General features: G+C 57.2%; 18 protein-coding genes. 3 read left to right on the top strand and 15 right to left on the bottom strand.

What is annotated here, in order from left to right; genetic code table 11:
* Positions 1-2: 2 nt before the first annotated feature.
* From H6973_09520 to H6973_09510, 3 genes are all read right to left on the bottom strand, one after another.
* Positions 3-350 (bottom strand): hypothetical protein, encoded by a 348-nt coding sequence (locus H6973_09520; GenBank protein ID MCP5125852.1) that lies wholly within the window; start codon positions 348-350, stop codon positions 3-5.
* Between the two features lie 73 nt (positions 351-423).
* Positions 424-2,679 (bottom strand): copper-translocating P-type ATPase, encoded by a 2,256-nt coding sequence (locus H6973_09515; protein MCP5125851.1) that lies wholly within the window; start codon positions 2,677-2,679, stop codon positions 424-426.
* Positions 2,680-2,694: 15 nt separating this feature from the next.
* Complete coding sequence (locus H6973_09510) at positions 2,695-3,141, bottom strand: hypothetical protein (protein ID MCP5125850.1); 447 nt, start codon at positions 3,139-3,141, stop codon at positions 2,695-2,697.
* Between the two features lie 108 nt (positions 3,142-3,249).
* Between H6973_09510 and H6973_09505 the strand changes: the two genes are divergently transcribed.
* On the top strand, positions 3,250-3,861 hold the full coding sequence (locus H6973_09505) for an NUDIX domain-containing protein (GenBank protein ID MCP5125849.1): 612 nt from the start codon (positions 3,250-3,252) through the stop codon (positions 3,859-3,861).
* A gap of 204 nt (positions 3,862-4,065) precedes the next feature.
* Here the strand turns inward: H6973_09505 and H6973_09500 are convergent, their stop codons facing one another.
* The 12 genes from H6973_09500 to H6973_09445 form a co-directional block, all read right to left on the bottom strand.
* Positions 4,066-5,277, bottom strand: a complete 1,212-nt coding sequence (locus tag H6973_09500; GenBank protein MCP5125848.1) for a response regulator — start codon at positions 5,275-5,277, stop codon at positions 4,066-4,068.
* Positions 5,278-5,360: 83 nt separating this feature from the next.
* Entirely contained in the window at positions 5,361-6,299 is a 939-nt protein-coding gene (gene secF, locus H6973_09495) for a protein translocase subunit SecF (GenBank protein MCP5125847.1), read from the bottom strand.
* Positions 6,300-6,319: 20 nt separating this feature from the next.
* Complete coding sequence (secD, locus tag H6973_09490) at positions 6,320-8,173, bottom strand: protein translocase subunit SecD (GenBank protein MCP5125846.1); 1,854 nt, start codon at positions 8,171-8,173, stop codon at positions 6,320-6,322.
* Between the two features lie 58 nt (positions 8,174-8,231).
* A complete protein-coding gene (yajC, locus tag H6973_09485; protein ID MCP5125845.1) occupies positions 8,232-8,579 on the bottom strand; it encodes a preprotein translocase subunit YajC in 348 nt (115 codons plus the stop codon).
* 187 nt (positions 8,580-8,766) lie between these two features.
* Positions 8,767-10,329: an MCP four helix bundle domain-containing protein gene (locus H6973_09480; protein ID MCP5125844.1), complete on the bottom strand. Its 1,563-nt coding sequence runs from the start codon at positions 10,327-10,329 to the stop codon at positions 8,767-8,769.
* Positions 10,330-10,400: 71 nt separating this feature from the next.
* Positions 10,401-10,967, bottom strand: a complete 567-nt coding sequence (locus H6973_09475) for a hypothetical protein (GenBank protein ID MCP5125843.1) — start codon at positions 10,965-10,967, stop codon at positions 10,401-10,403.
* A 259-nt stretch (positions 10,968-11,226) separates the two neighbouring features.
* A complete protein-coding gene (locus H6973_09470) occupies positions 11,227-12,510 on the bottom strand; it encodes a hypothetical protein (GenBank protein MCP5125842.1) in 1,284 nt (427 codons plus the stop codon).
* Entirely contained in the window at positions 12,507-14,066 is a 1,560-nt protein-coding gene (locus tag H6973_09465) for a uroporphyrinogen-III C-methyltransferase (GenBank protein MCP5125841.1), read from the bottom strand. Before H6973_09465 ends, H6973_09470 begins: the two co-directional genes overlap by 4 nt.
* Positions 14,067-14,072: 6 nt before the next feature.
* The gene (locus tag H6973_09460; protein MCP5125840.1) at positions 14,073-14,906 is read right to left on the bottom strand and encodes a uroporphyrinogen-III synthase; all 834 of its coding nucleotides are present in this window, start codon (positions 14,904-14,906) and stop codon (positions 14,073-14,075) included.
* A 2-nt stretch (positions 14,907-14,908) separates the two neighbouring features.
* Positions 14,909-15,838 carry a hydroxymethylbilane synthase gene (hemC, locus tag H6973_09455; protein MCP5125839.1) on the bottom strand — a complete coding sequence of 310 codons (930 nt, stop codon included), beginning with the start codon at positions 15,836-15,838 and terminating at the stop codon, positions 14,909-14,911.
* A gap of 53 nt (positions 15,839-15,891) precedes the next feature.
* On the bottom strand, positions 15,892-16,209 hold the full coding sequence (locus H6973_09450; GenBank protein ID MCP5125838.1) for a CcdB family protein: 318 nt from the start codon (positions 16,207-16,209) through the stop codon (positions 15,892-15,894).
* Complete coding sequence (locus H6973_09445) at positions 16,209-16,454, bottom strand: type II toxin-antitoxin system CcdA family antitoxin (GenBank protein ID MCP5125837.1); 246 nt, start codon at positions 16,452-16,454, stop codon at positions 16,209-16,211. Before H6973_09445 ends, H6973_09450 begins: the two co-directional genes overlap by 1 nt.
* A 308-nt stretch (positions 16,455-16,762) precedes the next feature.
* Between H6973_09445 and H6973_09440 the strand changes: the two genes are divergently transcribed.
* A complete protein-coding gene (locus tag H6973_09440) occupies positions 16,763-17,152 on the top strand; it encodes a carboxypeptidase regulatory-like domain-containing protein (protein MCP5125836.1) in 390 nt (129 codons plus the stop codon).
* A 27-nt stretch (positions 17,153-17,179) separates the two neighbouring features.
* A complete protein-coding gene (locus H6973_09435) occupies positions 17,180-18,352 on the top strand; it encodes a lipase family protein (GenBank protein ID MCP5125835.1) in 1,173 nt (390 codons plus the stop codon).
* The last annotated feature ends 12 nt before the right edge of the window (positions 18,353-18,364 follow it).

The following is an 18,364-nucleotide window of genomic DNA, read 5'->3' as shown; positions in this document are numbered from 1 at the left end:
TTTTAATAGTGGGATTGGGAGGCGCGGCGATTTTTATGGGGCTTGGAGCGACGCGGTGGCGAATCAGGATGCGATTCCTCCTCTTCGAATGCACTCTGATCTTCCAGCATCAGCTGCGTGGACTCGACGGTATATTCGCCTTCGAGGTCCTGTGGTTGCATTGCCTGCGCCGCACGCGCCAGTCGGCGGAATTGCCACCACAGGAAGCCCGTAAAGATCAATCCAGCGGTCAGCAAGATAGCGAATAGAAACGAAGCTGCGATAAAGCCGATGACCACAGTGGCGACAGTGGCTAAGCCAACGCCGATGCGTCCCAGCCAGGGCGTTTTGGGTGGGGGCAGCGCGTTCATGAACGAGCGCCCCAGAACCACCAGACAATGAGGCCGATCAGGCTCAATCCGGCCAGATTGACGATGAGCGTGGTCATTGTGGATTACCTCCAGGAAGATTCGGCGGACGAAACCCGCGCAACCGATTGGCGTTACTGACAACAGTGAAGGATGACAGCGCCATGGCCGCGCCGGCCAGCATCGGGTTCAATAATAGCCCGCTGACCGGATAAAGCACACCGGCCGCTAGCGGAATACCCAAGGTATTGTAAATGAAAGCGCCGAATAGATTCTGTCGAATGTTGCGCAGGGCGGCCCGCGACAGGGCGATGGCATCGGCGACGCCATGCAGCGAACCGCGCACCAAGGTCATGCCGGCGCTTTCAATAGCGATATCGGTTCCCGTGCCCATGGCCAGTCCGACATCCGCCTGGGCCAGCGCTGGCGCGTCGTTAATGCCATCGCCAACCATGCCGACTGCTTCGCCTTGGGCCTGCAATTTGGCAATGACGCTGGCCTTGTCGGTTGGCAACACTTCGGCGTGAACTTGCTCAATCCCGGCTTGTGCGGCGATAGCCTGGGCGGTTGCTGCATGATCGCCGGTCAGAAGCACAACGTTCAAACCCAGTTGCCGCAAACGGGCGATTGCGGCGGCGGAATCCGGTTTCAGCGAATCGGCCACCGCAACAATACCGGCGGCTTGCCCATCCACGGCGACGAAAATCGGCGTCTGTCCCGCCGCGGCCAGGCATTCCGCTTTCGCCTGGAGCAGAGTGGTGTCAATCCCCTGCCCATCCAGCCAGCGGCGCTGGCCGGCCAGCACAGCGCGACCGTTGATTATGCCCTGAGCGCCGTGACCGGCAATTGCTTCAAACTGTTCCACGGTGGGAATGACCAGGCCACGCTCGCGGGCAGCGTCGAGAATGGCCTGGGCCAAAGGGTGTTCGGAGCCGGCTTCCAGTCCGGCGGTCACCGCAAATAGTGCGTCCTCGTCGAAGCCAGCGGCGGCGACCACAGCAGTCACTGTCGGACGACCCGTGGTTATGGTGCCGGTCTTGTCGAGCACCACCGTCGTCAATTGCCCTACCCGTTGCAACGCTTCACCGTCACGAATCAGAATGCCGTATTCCGCGGCCTTGCCGACTCCAACCATAATGGAAATCGGCGTAGCCAGCCCGAGGGCGCAGGGACAGGCGATGATCAGCACGGTCAGAGTGGTGACCAGCATATAGCCGATCCGGGGTTCGGGGCCGAAGTTGAACCAGGTCAACGCCGTCAGCACGGCGATAATGAGCACCGAGGGAACGAACACTGATGCAACCCGGTCGGCAAGTCGGCCAATCGGCGGTTTGCTATTCTGCGCTTGGCGCACGCTGGCGACGATATGCGCGAGCACCGTGTCCTCGCCGACCCGGGTGGCGCGGAACAGGAACGCGCCGACTTTGTTGAAAGCACCGCCGGTGACCGGATCGCCCACCTGTTTGGCAACGGGTAGCGGCTCGCCGGTCAGCATGGATTCGTCCACCGTGGACTGACCGCTAATCACCTCACCGTCAACGGGAATTTTCTCGCCAGGCCGCACTCGGATCAGCGCACCGGGTTGCAGGGTTTCAATCGGGACATCCCGTTCCTGATCGCCCTCGACCAGCCGGGCGGTTTTCGGTTGTAGACCGAGAAGACGTTGAATCGCGGCGGACGCCTTGCCACGCGCCCGGGTTTCCAGGGCGGAACCCAGGTTGATCAAGGCAATAATCATCACCGCCGCCTCAAAATAGGCATGTTGCGCCAGGCTGGGCACACTGGTTGGAAACAACGCAACCAGCATCGAATAAAACCACGCTGCGCCGGTGCCCAGAGTAATCAGGGTATCCATGTTCGCGTTGTGGTGGCGAAACTGCTTCCAGGCGCCAGTGAAGAAATGGCCGCCGCTGTACATCATCGCCGCCAGGGTCAACAAGCCGATGCCAATCCAAAAGACCTGACCTCTTGAGGTTGCCAGCACCGGCAACCAACCGGCCATTTCTGCAATCATCAAGGGCGCGGCCAATGCGCCGGCGACGACCGTGTTGCGAATCAATCGCCGGTAATGCGCCTGTTCGGCAGCATCGCGTTCCGCTTCAGCGGCGGCATCCCTGAGTTCAGAGGCGTCATAACCCGCATCACGCACGGCTTGAATCAGAGTCGCCAGGGGCGTATCGCCACTAACCTGAGCGGTGCGCTCGGCAAAGTTGACGTTGGCGGTCGTGACGCCGGGCGCATTGCGCAAGGCGTTTTCCACCGCGGCCACGCAACCGGCGCAACTCATGCCAGTTACCGCCAGCCGACGGGAAAGGAGGGGTGACATTGTCATTACATTTCTCGCAAGCTACCAAAAATCAGCCAGTTGTACCCGTTCCCAAGCGGCATGTTTTACCAGCCAGCCATCCTGGCCCTGCCGAATCAGTTCAAGATCAAACCGGTATAAATCAGCGTTCAGGCCGGCCAGATCATCGGCGTTGGCCACCAGACGACCGGCCAGCGCGGCCATGACAATGACTAGCGCCCGTTCCGGCTCGGGGAATTCGATGGTTTGAATCCGGGTGAATACATGAATCGACTGATTCCGGAAAACATGCAATCGGATCAGGCGCTCAATGGCCTTATGGTCATTGCTGTGGGCATCGATATAATCCTCGGCAATCAATGAACGGAGTTCGCGGGCGTTGCGTTCCTCGGCGGCGGTCTGCGCCTTGGCAACCAATGCGCGAATTTCCGTTTCGGGTGAGTCTGAAGAACCGTCACAGGCCGTCAACGCCAGAACCAGAGCTAACATCAGCCACCTTCCCTTCATCCTGCATCGGTTCAACCCACGCATCGCGCTGACCCCAGGTTACAATATCTGCTGATTCGATTTGACCCTGCCAACATGGGCGCTCCCTATATGAACTATCAATTTGAAGTAACTGAAAAAAAAATAAGCTACAGCGGTTTCTTCCGCATGGAGAAATACCGGCTGCGCCATGAGCTGTTTGCGGGTGGATGGAGTCCTGAAATCACGCGCGAATGTTTGGAGCGCGGCCACGCGGTTGCCGTTCTTTTATACGACCCCGATCATGACCAAGTGGTTTTACTGGAGCAGTTCCGGGTAGGCGCGCTGGAGTTTCCGGGAGGTCCCTGGTTGTTGGAAATCGTGGCCGGAATCATGGACAATCCGCATGAAACGACCGAGGAGGTAGCGCACCGCGAAACGCATGAGGAAGCCGGGTGTGAGTTGCTGGACCTCATTCCCATCTGCCATTATCTGGTCAGTCCCGGCGGGACTTCCGAGAGTATTACCCTATTTTGCGGCCGGGTTGATACGTCCCGGATCGGTGGCTTACAAGGTGTGGCGGAGGAGCACGAGGATATCCGCCTGCATATCGTCTCCCGCGCCGAAGCTTTCGCGCTACGCGACGCCGGACGCATTAATTCCGCCGCGCCGATTATCGCCCTGCAATGGCTGGAGCTGAACCGGGCGCGGTTGCTGGAACGCTGGGGACTGACTGTGACTTAAGATGCTATACAAAACTCGAAGCAACAAGCATTTGATAAAAAGTGGTTTTCGCACAGCCTCTTGGCCAGCAGAGACAGCAGATCGCCTTCACTCAATAACTCTAGCTAAAGGGGTAGGCTATTTAGCGCGTAAATGCGCGTTGGATTGTTGCCAGAGACAGGCGATCATGATTGCTTTAGCGCGCATCTCTGGCAGGGTCAACCCTCAGAACAACTTGAGGATCGAACCGATAATCGCGGCGCCTGAAACCAAAATAGCAACGATGCCGACGATCAGCGCAATAGTAGCGCGTGACTCGGCGGGTCTGCCACCCTGGGCCAGATTGGCTGCCGCCTGTTGAACCGAACGTTCTGAGGTTTCCCGAGCAATGGTTTCGATAACGGGTTGTATGCCTGAACGCACCATCTGCACCAGCTGCTGCTTGAACTCCGGCGCGCTGGTAGCCATGACCAACGCTTCCTGACTTTGGCGGCTGACCTGGGTTTCGATTTCCTTCAACAGATCATCCCGGTTCATTTCCAGACCTCGGGCGATGTTGCGCTGCGAAACGCCCTCGCTGACCTCGCGCGCCGCCTGTTCAGCCACTGAGCGCGCGCTTTCCTGAGCAGCGGTGCGCGCTGTGCGTTCGGCGGTACCTCGGGCAATTTCGGTGGCAACCTGCTTGGCGGCTTCCTGCGCTGCGCGAACCGCCGCATGCGCCGCGCGCCGCCCCAAATCCTCGGCGACCCCGCGCGCCGCCTGGACCGCGGCTTCCCGCGCCAAGTTGGGCACCAGCTCCTGAATGATGTCGCGGGCCACTTTTTCCGCCGACGCCCAGGCAGCGCGTTCGGCGATTTGCTCGACATCGCCTACTGAAAGAACCGCACCTTTTTCGATTTCCACACGTGGCGGCGCCATCGGAGTTTCGGTCATCGCCGGGGCCGGGGCCGGGGTAATCTCGATTGGGGTTAATGGAGGGGCAATCGATGGTTCTTTTTCGACCACTTGAGGTAGAGGAGCGACTGGCTCGCCTGCGAGAGGTTGTTCACCAATGGAAATAGCGGCGGTGCCTTCGCTAACGGATTTCAGGATGCTATCCAGTTGATCGGGCGTATAGGGCTTGGAAAGAAAGCTGATTGCGCCGCTTTGCTGAGCATCTCGCTTGTCCTCTTCCGTGGCGTTAGCGGAACACATAATGATCGGCGCTGAATCATGAGGGTGCTGGCTCGTGATAGTTCGACTGGTTTCGAAACCATCCATACCAGGCATCATCACGTCCATGAAGATGATATCGGGTTTCTTGCCATCCAGGTATTTAATGCAGTCTTCGCCCGACCCGACCCAGTCGACTTCGATACTGCGTTCAAGCAGCAGCTTGCGTAAAGTCAGGTGGGCGACCTTGGAGTCATCCACTACCAGCGCCTTCTTTATGTCCATGCGAGCCTCCTACGGCATGAGAACTTTTGATGCGTTAGAGCAATCATCCGATATTATGCGAGAAATGCAGTTTTTTCATCCCATCATGGCCGTTCATCTGCGGTTTCTTTGGGGCGCGGCAACAAATCCTCGCGGCTGATCCCCAGATAGAGCGCGCTGGCGCTGGCGATGTAAATGGATGAGTAAGTGCCGACCAGGATGCCAACGATCATGGCAATCGAAAATCCACGCATTACCGCGCCGCCCAGAAAATATAGCACGATGACGGATAACAGGGTGGCTACACTGGTCATGATCGTGCGCGACAGCGTTTCATTGATCGAACGGTTCATGACCTCCAGAGTGGAACCTTTGCGCCGCTTGCGGAAATTCTCGCGAATGCGGTCCAGCACCACGACCGTGTCATTGACCGAATAACCAATTACCGCCAGCACCGCCGCCAACACGGTCAGATCAAACTCAATCTGGAACAGCGAGAACCAGCCGACGGTAAAAATAACATCGTGAACGGTAGCGGCAATGGTGCCGACCGCCAGGCGCCATTCAAAACGGAACATCACGTAGACCAGGATGCCGATCAACGCGCCTAGTGCCGCCAGTCCCCCTTGCTCTACTAATTCCGCGCCAACCTGGGGTCCCACAAATTCGGCGCGCGCCATCGTTGCACCAGATCCACCCTCTGCACCTTGCAGGACATGCAACACATCGTTGCTCAGGGTTGCTGAATTCGTCTCTTCACGCGGCGGGATACGGATCAACACATCGCGGGAAGTACCGAAATGCTGCGTCTGAGCGTCGCCGAAACCGGCCTGGCGCAAGGTCTCGCGGACTTTGGGGATATCCACTGGCTCAGAATATTGCACTTCAATCACCGTACCGCCGGTGAAATCCAGTCCGAGGTTCATACCCCGAAAGACCAGCGAGCCAATGGCGATCAGCAGCACCATGATGGATCCGCCAATCGCCAGTTTGCCCCAACGCAGAAAGTCAATATTCGTATTATAGAAGTCGAAACGCCACATGACGGTTTTCCTAGCCTGGTTCAGACCGACAGTGCTTGCAGCTTGCGGCCGCCATAGAAGAAGTTGACCAAGGCCCGCGAGCCGGTAACCGCGGTGAACATGGATGTCAGGATGCCGATGCTCAGCGTGACTGCAAAGCCCTTGATCGGGCCAGTGCCAAAGCCGAATAACATGATCGCGGCAATCAGCGTGGTCAGGTTGGAGTCGATAATCGTATCAAAAGCCCGGTCAAAACCGGCGTGAATCGCGGCCTGTGGGGTGTTGCCATTCCGCAATTCTTCGCGGATGCGCTCGTAGATCAGCACATTGGCGTCCACCGCCATGCCCATGGTCAGCACGATGCCGGCAATGCCCGGCAAGGTTAAAGTGGCTTGCAACATCGACAGCGCGGCGACAATCAGCACCACATTGGCAGCCAGGGCGGCGGTCGCAATGCCGCCGAACCATTTGTAGCGTCCAATCATGAAAGCGGCGATCACTACCAGCGAGAGCATCGCCGCGCGGAAACCCTGGTCGATGTTTTCCTTGCCGGCGCTGGGACCCACCGTGCGTTCTTCGATAATCTCAATCGGACTGGCCAGCGCGCCGGCTCTTAGCAGCAGCGCCAGATCGCGAGCTTCGCGGGTGCTGTCCAGGCCGGTGATCTGGAAACGGCGGCTGAGTCGGTCGCGGATGGTGGCGACGTTGATGACTTCCTCAACGGTATAAGACGTTTTCTTTAATTCGCCATCGACTCGCTTGGTTTCGGTCTTGTTCTCGATGAACACCACCCCCATGCGTTTGCCAATGTTGTCCTTGGTGGCGTCTTCAAAACGTTTGGCGCCTTTTCCATCCAGGGTGACGAATACTGCCGGGCTACCGCTTTGCGAGTCCAGGCCGGAGGCGGCGTCGACGATGGAATCGCCGGTCAGCATCACTCGTTTTTGCAGCAGCACCGGGCGGCCTTCGCGGTCCTTGTATAACCGGGAGTTCAGCGGGATGCGTTTGGTGGACTCGGCCTGATACCAGTCGTTTTCCTCGTCGGCCAGCCGGAATTCCAGGGTTGCCGTTGCGCCGAGAATTTCCTTGGCGCGAGCGGTATCCTGCACGCCGGGCAGTTGAACGACGATGCGGTCGTTGCCTTGTTGCTGAATAATCGGTTCAGCCACGCCGAGTTCATTGACCCGGTTGCGCAGAGTGGTGATGTTTTGTTGCAGGGCAAAGTCGCGTTTTTCACGGATTTCCGGCTCGCCAAGCGTCAATTTCAGGCTCAGCGGACCTGGTTCGTCCTGTTGCAGAGACGGGAGATTCTTGTGCAACGCCTGCGCTGCTTTGTCGCGTTCACCGGTGTCTTTGAATTCCACCAACACTCCGCCACTCGCGGCGCGACCGACCGAAGCGTAGAAGATTTTCTCACTGCGTAACTGGGCGCGGATTTCCTCGACATAACTTTCTTCGACCTGCTTGAGCGTCGCGTCCATGTCGACCTGCATCAGGAAATGCACCCCGCCGCGCAGGTCGAGACCGAGATACATGGGACTTAACCCCAGCGCCCGCAGGAACCCCGGCTCGGAGGAAGCCAGATTGAGCGCGACAATGTAGTCGCGGCCCAGCCGGTCCTTCAGGATATCGGCGGCCTTGAGTTGTTCATCAGGATCGGTAAAGCGGACGAGCAAACGGCTGTCTTCTAGTTCCAGTCGTTTGTAAGGTAAGTTCTCAGCGCTGAGCAGCCCCACGACCCGGTTTTGCAGCGACGCATCGATAGTGACGTGCTCTCGCGCCCCGGAAATCTGTACAGCGGGATCTTCGCCAAACAGGTTGGGGAGGGCAAAGATAAATCCCCAGAGCATGACCAGCCCGATCAGCAGGTATTTCCACCAGGGATATTGATTCAAAGTATAGGTAGACATGAAACAGCGGTTTCCGTGAAGGCCGCAGAGGGCGATGATCGATCTACAGGCTGCCCTTGTAGGTGCCTTTGGGCATCAGGGAACTGATCGCCTGCTTCTGGATCCTGATCTGGACATTCTCGGCGAGTTCGACTTGTACAAAGTTCTCGCCGACTTCGGTAATCCGGCCCAGCATACCGCCGCCGCTCACGATCTCATCGCCTTTCTTGAGCGCGTCGACCATCTGTTTGTGTTCCTTGGCGCGCTTGGTCTGCGGACGAATGAGCAGGAAGTAAAAGGCGCCAATCAGAATAATCGGGAATAATAGATTCAACAGGCCCATTCCTCCGCCAGCGCCACCGGCGGCCTGGGCTGAAGCTGGGGGGATCAGCAGGTTCAAAATGCTTTCCATGGAGATTCCTCATTGATTGCTTTTCAGCCTTCGTCCCGTACTTACGGTAAAAAAAGCCCATCGGTCGGCGCCGGATGGTCGGCAAGGGGCGAAAGTTGTTATTTGAGACAGTTTCAAAGCGCGTCATTATACACGGGCAAAAGCGTTTGACCGTATTTTTGGTCAAACGACGTCATCAGACATTGCCCTAACACAGCTTAAAATGATCGACTTGATTTTCAAACTCACTCGCCTGGGTCGACAGTGTCTTGGCAATGGCGGCAAAATGATTTGTTTGTGTTGCATTTTTTTGAGTGATGGAATCGACCTGAATCATGGTCCGGTTGATCTGTTCGATCCCTTGGGCCTGCTCTTGAGCGGCAATGCTGATTTCACCAATGAGGTCAACGACCTTTCTCACACCATCCATGATTTCGTTTAACACTGCGCCCGCCTGATTCGCCATGTCCGAGCCGGTTTTGATCTTGGCGGTGGTATCCACAATCAGTGCCCTGATCTCTTTTGCGGCATCGGCGCTGCGCTGAGCCAGCTTGCGCACTTCCCCGGCGACGACGGCAAAACCCCGCCCCTGCTCGCCGGCGCGCGCTGCTTCTACAGCGGCGTTGAGCGCCAGCAGGTTGGTCTGAAAGGCAAATTCGTCGATGACCCCCACGATATCGTTAATTTTTTGGTTGCTTTGACGGATGGCCGTCATCGCTTCGACTACCTCCAGTACGACTACGCCACTCCGCTCTACGCTCGATTGAGTGGTTACCGCCATCTGGTTTGCCTGATGGGCGTTATCCGCGCTCTGTTTGATCGTGCTGGTTATTTCTTCCAGAGAGGCTGCGGTTTGCTCCAGGGAGGCGGCTTGTTGCTGAGCGCCATCGGCGAGTTGTTCGCTACCCTGCGCTAACTGATGAGAAGCCTCGGTTGTCCGGCGAGCCGCCTGTTGAATTTGCATCATGCTATCACGAAAACGAGACATCATCTGGTTTATGGCTTCCCCCATCTGGCCGAGTTCATCCTTTTTTTTCACCAACACTTGCACGGTTAAATCACCGGTTGCCGCCTGTTCGGTTCCCGCCACCATTTGATTAAGGGTGCGAACGATCGAGCGGGCCGGCAGAAATCCGAGTAATCCGCCTGCTATCAGCAAGGCCGCGACCAATCCCAGCGTCCAGCGAGTGGTCCGCGTGATCGCTGCTTGGACTTGTTCAGCAAAGGTATGGGCTTTCTGCAAGCGCAATTCCGTCAGCTTGCTTAGAATATCCCGCGCCGCCTCGAACTTGGCGGCGCCTTCGCTGAGTGAAATATCGATGGCGTCCAGCCGTTCGGCCGGCGAATCCTGAGCTAAGAGCGACAGAATTTCCTTGGATGTCTGCTCCCATTCAGCCAAAGCGCTCTCGAATTCGGGCCAGAATTGGCGCTCCTCGGCGTTTGCCGGAATGGCCTGATATTTTTGCCAGCGACTTTTTACCTGTTGCAGGTTTTCCTCATGCGACTTACGCAACTTGGTCGCGTTCTCAGATGCCTGCCGCACAAACATCAGGCTGCGTTCGGCGACCAGCGCCTGCTGCATGTCACGATCCGCCTCAGTGAGGTAGTCAACAGCAGGTAGAGCTTCGTGGCTGGCGACCTGGAACATGGCGCCTGCCCAGCGGAAATTGCTCAGATTCCAAAGACCCATCCCGCTTCCCAGCAATACGATCAGCGCACAGGCAGAAACCAGGCGGGCTTTTATTCCCCATACTTTCATTTTCAGACGCATAGCATCTTTACCTCTAGTCCATAGATAACGCCCAGCCTCGCTGGCCGGGCGCAAGCGAGGTCACTTGCCCATTACTTGGACAGCTCGGCTAATTTGGTCAAGTTGACGCCGACAACCAGGACGCCAATGGGTTTGCCGTCGGCCAGCACCGGAGCCGATATCTGAATTTGGTGAGTCTGCGAGCTTTCATCAAATTCAGGTTCACCTTGCCAGGTTTGACCTGTGGTGAAAGGTTTCTCGAACTTGGCGCTGCCTTTGTGAAGATAAGAGCTGGTCTTTGCCACAAACGCGACTTTTTCGCCTTGGTTGGCGTTGAGGAAAGCTTCGCTGTACAAACCTTGCGAGGCATCGAGTTTTTGCTTGAGCCATTGAGCTGCGTCGTTGCTTTGAAACTCCTTGATCAGAGCATCGCTGCGACGCACCGATTTCCACTTGGCATTGTCCATACCAGAAATAGGTCCTTTCTGGTTTTGCGCCGCCACGGCGTTGACAATGACGGGATCGGCTGCCCACCCTTTTACAGCCTCAGCCGCTTGATCGAGTTCCTTCTGTACCGCAGGGGTTACTTCGAAAGCCGCCCACGCCACGATAGAGGCCAGCAGGACGATTGCTCCAAAAAAAACTCTTGAATACCGCATAATTACCTCCTCTGTGACTAATAGTCATTAATTTTCGTTCAGATTCTTGCTTGGCTTGCTCCAGACACACGCATTCCCTGACCTAAGGGTCAGTCGGTAAGTCGGATACAGGACGTACCCGACATGCGCGTTGTCGGGCAACGCGGCGCTTATGCCCGACCTATGGTGTAGGTTCCACAAGAACCCTCGAAGAACCAAAAAAAATCCGGCGACCCGCTTTTTCAACGACTCGCCGACGACTCGCCGGTATGGTATGGCGTCAGGCCGCCGCCGCTGCCGTTGCAGGAGCCTGATCTGGCCCTTCAAGCTGCGCCTGATCAGTCGCGGGCAACATTGCGCCATGCTGTTCCCGCGGCTTGCCAACCAGCAACCGCAACCCAGCGTGGAAGCACTGGCCAGCATAAGTCAGTTCGTGCAAAGACTCCAGCAAATCGCCCAGTTCCTGGTAAGCATCCGGCGTGGGCATAATCTGAATGCTGCGTTCCAGATAGTTGCGCGCCTTGGCGTTTTGCTGGCAACGCTTGGCTAGTCGGCCCAAGGTCAGCAGCAAATACGGATCGTCGCCATGCCGTTCCAGCCAGCCTTCGGCAGTCGCCAGTTGCGCCGTGGCGTTGCCCCTTCCCAGCATGCCATAGCCCACCACCAGTTTCGCGTTCCAGCGCCGATCAATCGCTTCGCGCAACAGCGCCTCGGCATCCTCAATAGCCTGGCATTCGCACAGAGCCGTGGCGTAAGCAACCAGAAAGGCTTCATCCTCTTCGCGCAGCACAACCGGCGCTTGTTTCCACAATGCGCGCAACGCTTCCAGGGAACCGCCAGCAGCGGTAATCTCCAACAACGCATGATAGGTTTGGGCCTGTAGCTCCGCGAACAGTTCAGCGCCTAGCGCCTTCTGTTTCTGCACTTCCGGCAACAGTTTTTGCAGCGGTTCCCAGGCTTTCAGAGATTGATAGGTCTTGGCCAGCCATTGCAGGATGCCGGGATGGCGAGGGTTAAGGGTGTACAACGATTCCAAAATAGCGCGGGCCTGTTCGGCATCTCCATCTTCCAACAGGAATTCTGCACGGGTTAGTTGCACGGTGGTTTTGTCAGATTCCGGCAAGTCCTCGGCCCGGCGCAGATGCAAATCGCGCCGCCACTTGACATCGTGGAGATGATGGGCGGCCCGCGCCGCGCCCAAGTAGTGTAGAGCCGGGCTTTCGCTGGAATCTGCGCCTTTAAGCAAGGTTTTCTCAGCCGCCGCCCATTGACCGGCGGAGAGTTGCCGAATGCCGAGATCAAACAATCGGCGTGCTCTTTTCTGTAACCGTCGCTGATTGGCTTCCAGCGTCTGGGTGGGCGTTTGCCAAAGCCGGATGGCCAAACGCACGAGCAAGTAGAAGATAAAAAAGGCGAAAACCAGGAAGATCACAAAAAAAGTCAGGCTGGTTTCAACCGTCCATTCTCCCATGCTAAACATGGCATAACCGGGATCTTCCCGCAGCGAGAGCGCCATCCACACCGAGATGAATAACGTAATAATGATGCCGAGCAATAATCTCATGGTTGCGCCTCCTCATTCTTCATCGTCGGCGATTCAGTCGACTCCATGGCAGGTTGCGCCGCTCCCGGCGCGGACTCGGTGGATGCTGTGACAGGTTGCGCCGCTTCTGGCGCGGGTTGTGCGGTAACGGAAGCCGCCGATGCCGGGCGCATGGCGCGAATGGGCAATCGTTGGGTGATAAACTCCTGGAATGCTTTTCTGAGACCGGCTAAATCGGGAATATAGGGATTAAATTGCACGGCTTGCAAACCTTGCAACTCAGCCAGGAATGCACCGACCTTTTGGTCATCGACATCAAAGTAGCGCTCTGTCCAGTCGCGCACCTGATTATACGAATCCTGGAAGGTCTGGGCATCGCCCCGCAACAGAGCAGTGCGCAAGGTTTCCAATTCCAACCGTAAATTCTGGCGCAGGAAAAATTCGTCTTCGGGAGCAATCAGCGGCGGCGCTTCGGTGCGCTGGTGGCGAATGACGACGATGTCCTTGAACTGATTCCAGACCGCCTCGCTGATGCGATCCCACTGGGAGCGTTCGGCATCATCGCTTAAAGCGACCGTGTTGGCAGGCTTCACGCGATCCTTGATATCCGGCGTATCCGAATTGAGTTTTAATGGCAAGCCGTTAACTTGCGTTTCCATCTCGACCAGTTTGTGGGCGAGCGCGGTAATATTGGGTAGTCGCACGCCGCGCAGGCTGGCGATGGCTTCGCCGACCATGGTCTGCACCGGCGCCAGCCCTTTTTCGTCCACCGTCTGCAATTGTTGTTGAGCAGCGCTCAATGCGAGGCGAGCGGCATCCACATTCCGCTCCAGCTTGAGCTTGGTGTCGGCCAGACGCAGCAGATAATCAACCTCCGCCAAGGGGAAAGCATTGATGTCGCCGCCCTTGGAAGCGATCATTTTGACGGTTTCCAGATGGTCTGTCAGGCCGTTATGGCTGAGTTGCAGATTTTGCAGATGCTCGCTCAATTGGGCCAGGAGGGTTTGCTGTTCCTGGATTTTCTCGTCAAGCGTCCGCCGTTCCTTTTGCGTTGAACTCTTGTGCGCCTCATGGCTCTCTCGCAACAGTTTGATCTCGTTGTTGACGACTTCCGCTTCGCCTTTTTGCAGCTCAAGAGCGTTTTTCAAAGGTTGCAGGTCGCCGGTCAACCCCAGCAATTTTTCCCTGAGATTTTGGTCTTCGGTGCGTAATTGCCCCACAGCCTCCTTGTTCTGGTCAATCGGACCCTTGAGCGCCTGTAGTTCGCCGATCGTAGTTTTGAGCGCTTGAAATTCCGTGTCGCGCTGCGCGATCGCCTGCTTGACCGCCTGATCCAGTTTGCTGGTCTGAGTCGCCTGTTCCTGTTGCCACAAATACCAGAGATAGCCACTGCCGCCCGCCGCACCCAAGGCGATGAGCAAGGAGAACGCCGCTAATCCCCGGCCGCTTTTAGGCGCAGGTGGAGAAGGGGGCGCCGCCGGTGTGCTTGATGCAGTCACTGAGCTTGCAGGCTGTGTGGGTTTGTCGAGCGTTGGACTGGTTGGTGTGCTGTCAGTGTCGGATTTTTGATCTGTCATGTCGCGTTACCAAAGAGGTGGTGGTGGATTCGTCGTCAGGCCGAACAGAGCGGCAAGGAGGGCCTCATCGCTGGCTTCCTGGGCAAGCAGGAGATAGCGGCAGCCATATTCCACAGCGATTTGCCGGATGCGGGCGCTGACCACGACCAGAGGCGTGTCACGCAATTTGTTTTGCCCGACGGTCTTTAGCATATCAAAAAGATTGCGCAGGCTCTCGGTGCTGGTGATGACAATGACGCCGATTCCATCGCGCGCCCAGGAATCCATAAACGATTTGGTATCTGTAGCAGGCGGTTCGCGGCGGTAAACCTCAGCCCGATCGACTTGCGCGCCGCGCGCGGTCAGGGTGTCAGCCAGATATTCCCGGCCCCCTTCGCCGCAAACGATGACCATGTTTTGTGCGTTGACCTGGCGCAGACGAGGCAGCGCCAGCAGGGCTTCACTGGTAAAACTCTGTTCGGGTCGCAAACAGCGGGTAACGCCTTGCCGTTCCAGCGCCCGCGCAGTCGCCTGGCCAATAGCGGCGATGTCGAGCCGAGCCGGGAAGCCCCCACGTTCCTGAATCAGCGGTAGTGCGCGATCCACGGCATTCACACTGGTGAAAATCGCCAGGTCGTAATCGGCCAATCGGTCTAGAATCGCCAGCGTCGGCTTCCAGTCGCGCGGTTCCGCGATAACCAGCGTCGGATAACGAATGGCGACGCCACCGTGTTGCTCGATCAGTCGGCACAACGGATCAGCCTGATGTTCCGGGCGAGTGACCAGCACCCGCAAGCCGTTCAGGCATCGTCCCCCTTCACCTGCAAGCGGGAGAGGAGTTGAGGGAGAGGGCGCATCCATGATCATGTCGCCATTAACCGGCGCAAAATAGCCCCAGCCCCGCGTTCGAGCAGTTCCTCGGCCAGTTCCACCCCCAGCGCTTCCGCCGCCGTTGCCGGACCTTCCCGTTCGCCGACAACGATTCGACTGCCATCCGGTTCGCCCACCAGACCCCTTAACCAGATGCGTTCCTGGTTCAGCACCGCATGGCCAGCGATGGGAACCTGGCAACCACCCTGCAAGCGGGCATTAAAGGCGCGTTCCGCCGCAACCCGAATGTGAGTGGCGGGATCATCTAGCGCGGCAATCAGTTCCCGGGTTCGGCCATCATCCAGCCGGCATTCCACGCCAATCGCACCCTGGCCAATGGCTGGCAGACTGAATTCCGGCGCCAGCGCCAGCGTGATGCGCTCTTCCAGACCCAGTCGTTTTAAACCGGCGGCGGCCAGCAGAATGGCGTCAAACTCACCGGCATCTAGTTTGGCCAGCCGGCTGCCGACATTACCGCGCAAGCTGCGAATTTCCCAACCGGGATAGCGGGCGGTGAACTGGCACTGACGGCGCAGGCTGGAAGTGCCGATCCGGGCATGGATGGGCAAGGCGTCGGGATGGGAATAATGGCGCGATACGAAAGCATCGCGGGGATCTTCGCGGGCCAGAATGACGGGTAGACCCAGCTTCTCCGGGAAGGCGACCGGCACATCCTTCATGGAATGCACGGCGATATCGGCGCGACCGTCCAGCAATCCCTGCTCCAGCTCTTTGACGAACAAGCCCTTGCCGCCGATCCGGGCCAGCGGGCTGTCGAGAATTCTATCGCCCTGGGTCACCATGCCCACCAGTTTCACGGATAAACCAGGATGGGCCTGGCGGAGACGCTCGGCAACGTGTTCAGCCTGCCAGAGGGCGAGAGGACTTTTACGGGTGGCAATGCGCAGGGTATCGGTGAGCATGATCTGATATGGATCGTAGGGTTATCTATATAACAGCATAGAGCAGGTCGGCGTTAAATGCCGGTGAGTAGAAAATCCAGAGCAGCAATAATCCGGTCGCGATGAGTTGTCCAATCGGTGATGGGTTCACCCAGTTCCTGGAGGGGAATACCGGCCAGCTGCGGGGTCAGCAGCACGAGGGTTTGACCTTTCAGTTCAAAGGTCGGCGTTAGCGTTGTCATCGACCGATCGTTGAGATGGGCGGAAAGCGCGAGCGGGATCACCACTCGCGTACGCAGATCGGCTAGCAGGTCGCTTTGTACATCGAGCAGATAAGGGATGGTGTTACGGGTGCGGCGGTTGGCGTTGCGGTAGACCGTGAATTGGGCCATCAGAAGCTCCGCAACCCGTCGCTGAAGACCCCCTGTTGATCGACATAGTCATTGTAAGCCGTGATCGCCTCATGGTTCTGAGCCAGCCAGTGCGCCTTCTGACGCTGTCGAAGTTGTTCCGCCAGCGCCTGTTCCAGAGTCGCGGACAGATTGACTTCCTGTTCTCGGGCTTTTTTGAGCAGATCACTGTTAATGCTCAGATTAGTCGGTTTTTTCGGGGCAGATGGATCATAGAGGGCAAACATGGTGAATACTCTTGGGTCGGTCATGCGCAAAGAATATGCGCATTAGCAGGCGCAAGCAATGGATTGACGCGCCGCAGGTCGTTGCTGGCCTCCATAGTCTTGTGTAGCATCCCTTCTGTTTTCAATACACGGGCGACGCCATGCGCGACCAACCAGGCAAATCCGCGGCGGACGATTCACCGACAGCGCCGCTATGGTTATTTGAAGAATCCAGGGGTTCTATGAAAAAGCAGGTCATGCTTCAATGCTTGGGGGGAAGTCTGATTTTCGCCCTGTTATTCTTTACCGTGATCGAAAAGGCCAACGCGATGGGTAAGCTTTGTATATTTTCGGCAGTTCAAGGGGTCGTCCTTAGCCAGAATCAGCCAGTCGCCGGCGCGGTTATTAGTCGCAAATTCATCTGGGCCTGGGGCAAGGAAACCGGCAGCGATGAGGCCGTGACTGATGCAAATGGCGAATTCCGCCTGCCTGCTATTTTCAGGAGTTCTTTGCTCGGTTCATTTCTGCCCCACCAACCATTTATTGAACAGACCTTGCTCATCCTGCACCAGGGTAAGGAATACAAGGCATGGATGTTCGATAAGATGAACTATGAGGAGAATGGCGAACTTCAGGGTAAACCGATTTCCCTGGTCTGCCGCCTTGAAAACGAGCCGAGCCGCAAAGGCGAGATTTATGGCATTTGCGATATTCGTTGAATTGCCAAAAGTCCAACAGGAGAAATCATGAGTACTTTGAATCCGCAACAGGCGGCGGCTATTGCGACAGGCGTCTATCGCTTGATGAGTCGCTCCATATCGGAATTACAGGCTCGCGGTGGCGAACTGGGTTGCGAGGATATGTTTGCCATTGATGACTCATCACGTTTTACCGGTAAATCAGGCGGTCTGATTGCCTGGAAAGAAATTACCGGCTTTGGCTATATCGCTGCCGGCCAGGGAAACTACCAAGGCGAGGTGTTGCTCGCGACGCGCGGCACGCAAAGCAAACCCGACTGGTTGAGCAACCTGAATATTGGACTGCAACTAGGACCTGGCGGCTACCCGGTGCATGCGGGCTTCAATGAGGTGTGGAAATCCTTTGCGCCGGACATCATGACGTTCCTCCGCAACCGCAATCCGACCCTCATTCATTGCGTAGGCCACAGCCTGGGCGGCGCGCTCGCCAATCTTGGCGCCGACTGCCTTTCGGCTGCTCAGGCCGGCGCCGTTAAGCTCTATACTTTCGGCGCTCCCCGCACCGGGATAGGGCTGTTCGCCGAAAGCCTGTCATCACGGGTTGGCGTTGACAACATGTTCCGCGCCTATCACACCTCCGATCCGGTGCCCATGATTCCGGTTTTCCCTTTTCAACATGCGCCTGTCGGCAAGCAGGGACTGTCGGTCAGAAATGGCAATCGCGGTCTGATCAGCATCGATGCTCATTTGATGCCTAGCTACACCAGCGCTGTCGCTTCGCTCAGTTGGTCGGGCCTGGAAGCGGCGTCACGGGAAGCAGAACTGTCGCCGGGAAAAATCGAATCCTGGTTGAACTCGGCTGCGGCTGGCGGCAACCCAGTGATCGTCGGCAGCGCCTTTGTGCTGAAAATGATTGGCAAGGCGATCTACTGGATTCTCTCGAAAGTCGGCGCGCTGGTCGTGGGGACGGTCGGCTTGGTGCTGACAGCAACCGCCACCCTGCTTGACCATCTGGCCTGGATGCTGCATCAAGCGGCGCAATTTTCCAAGGAAGTCGCTGGCTATGTCGAGAATCTGATTGTCGTTATCTTCAAATTTCTTGGCCGTCCACTGGTCAAGGGCATGTCCTTGACCCTGGTTTTTATTAGCTTTGTGCTCGATTTGCTATTCCAGAGACTGCGGAGCGCTGCTTTGGGCGCAGTCGCCCTGGTCGGTCGATAATTATCGCAAACA

The sequence above is a fragment of the Gammaproteobacteria bacterium genome (assembly GCA_024235095.1).
In the GTDB taxonomy this organism is placed as follows: Bacteria; Pseudomonadota; Gammaproteobacteria; order Competibacterales; family Competibacteraceae; genus UBA2383.
Note: the sequence above shows the minus strand (reverse complement) of the source record. Positions and strands in the feature narration are given on the sequence as shown.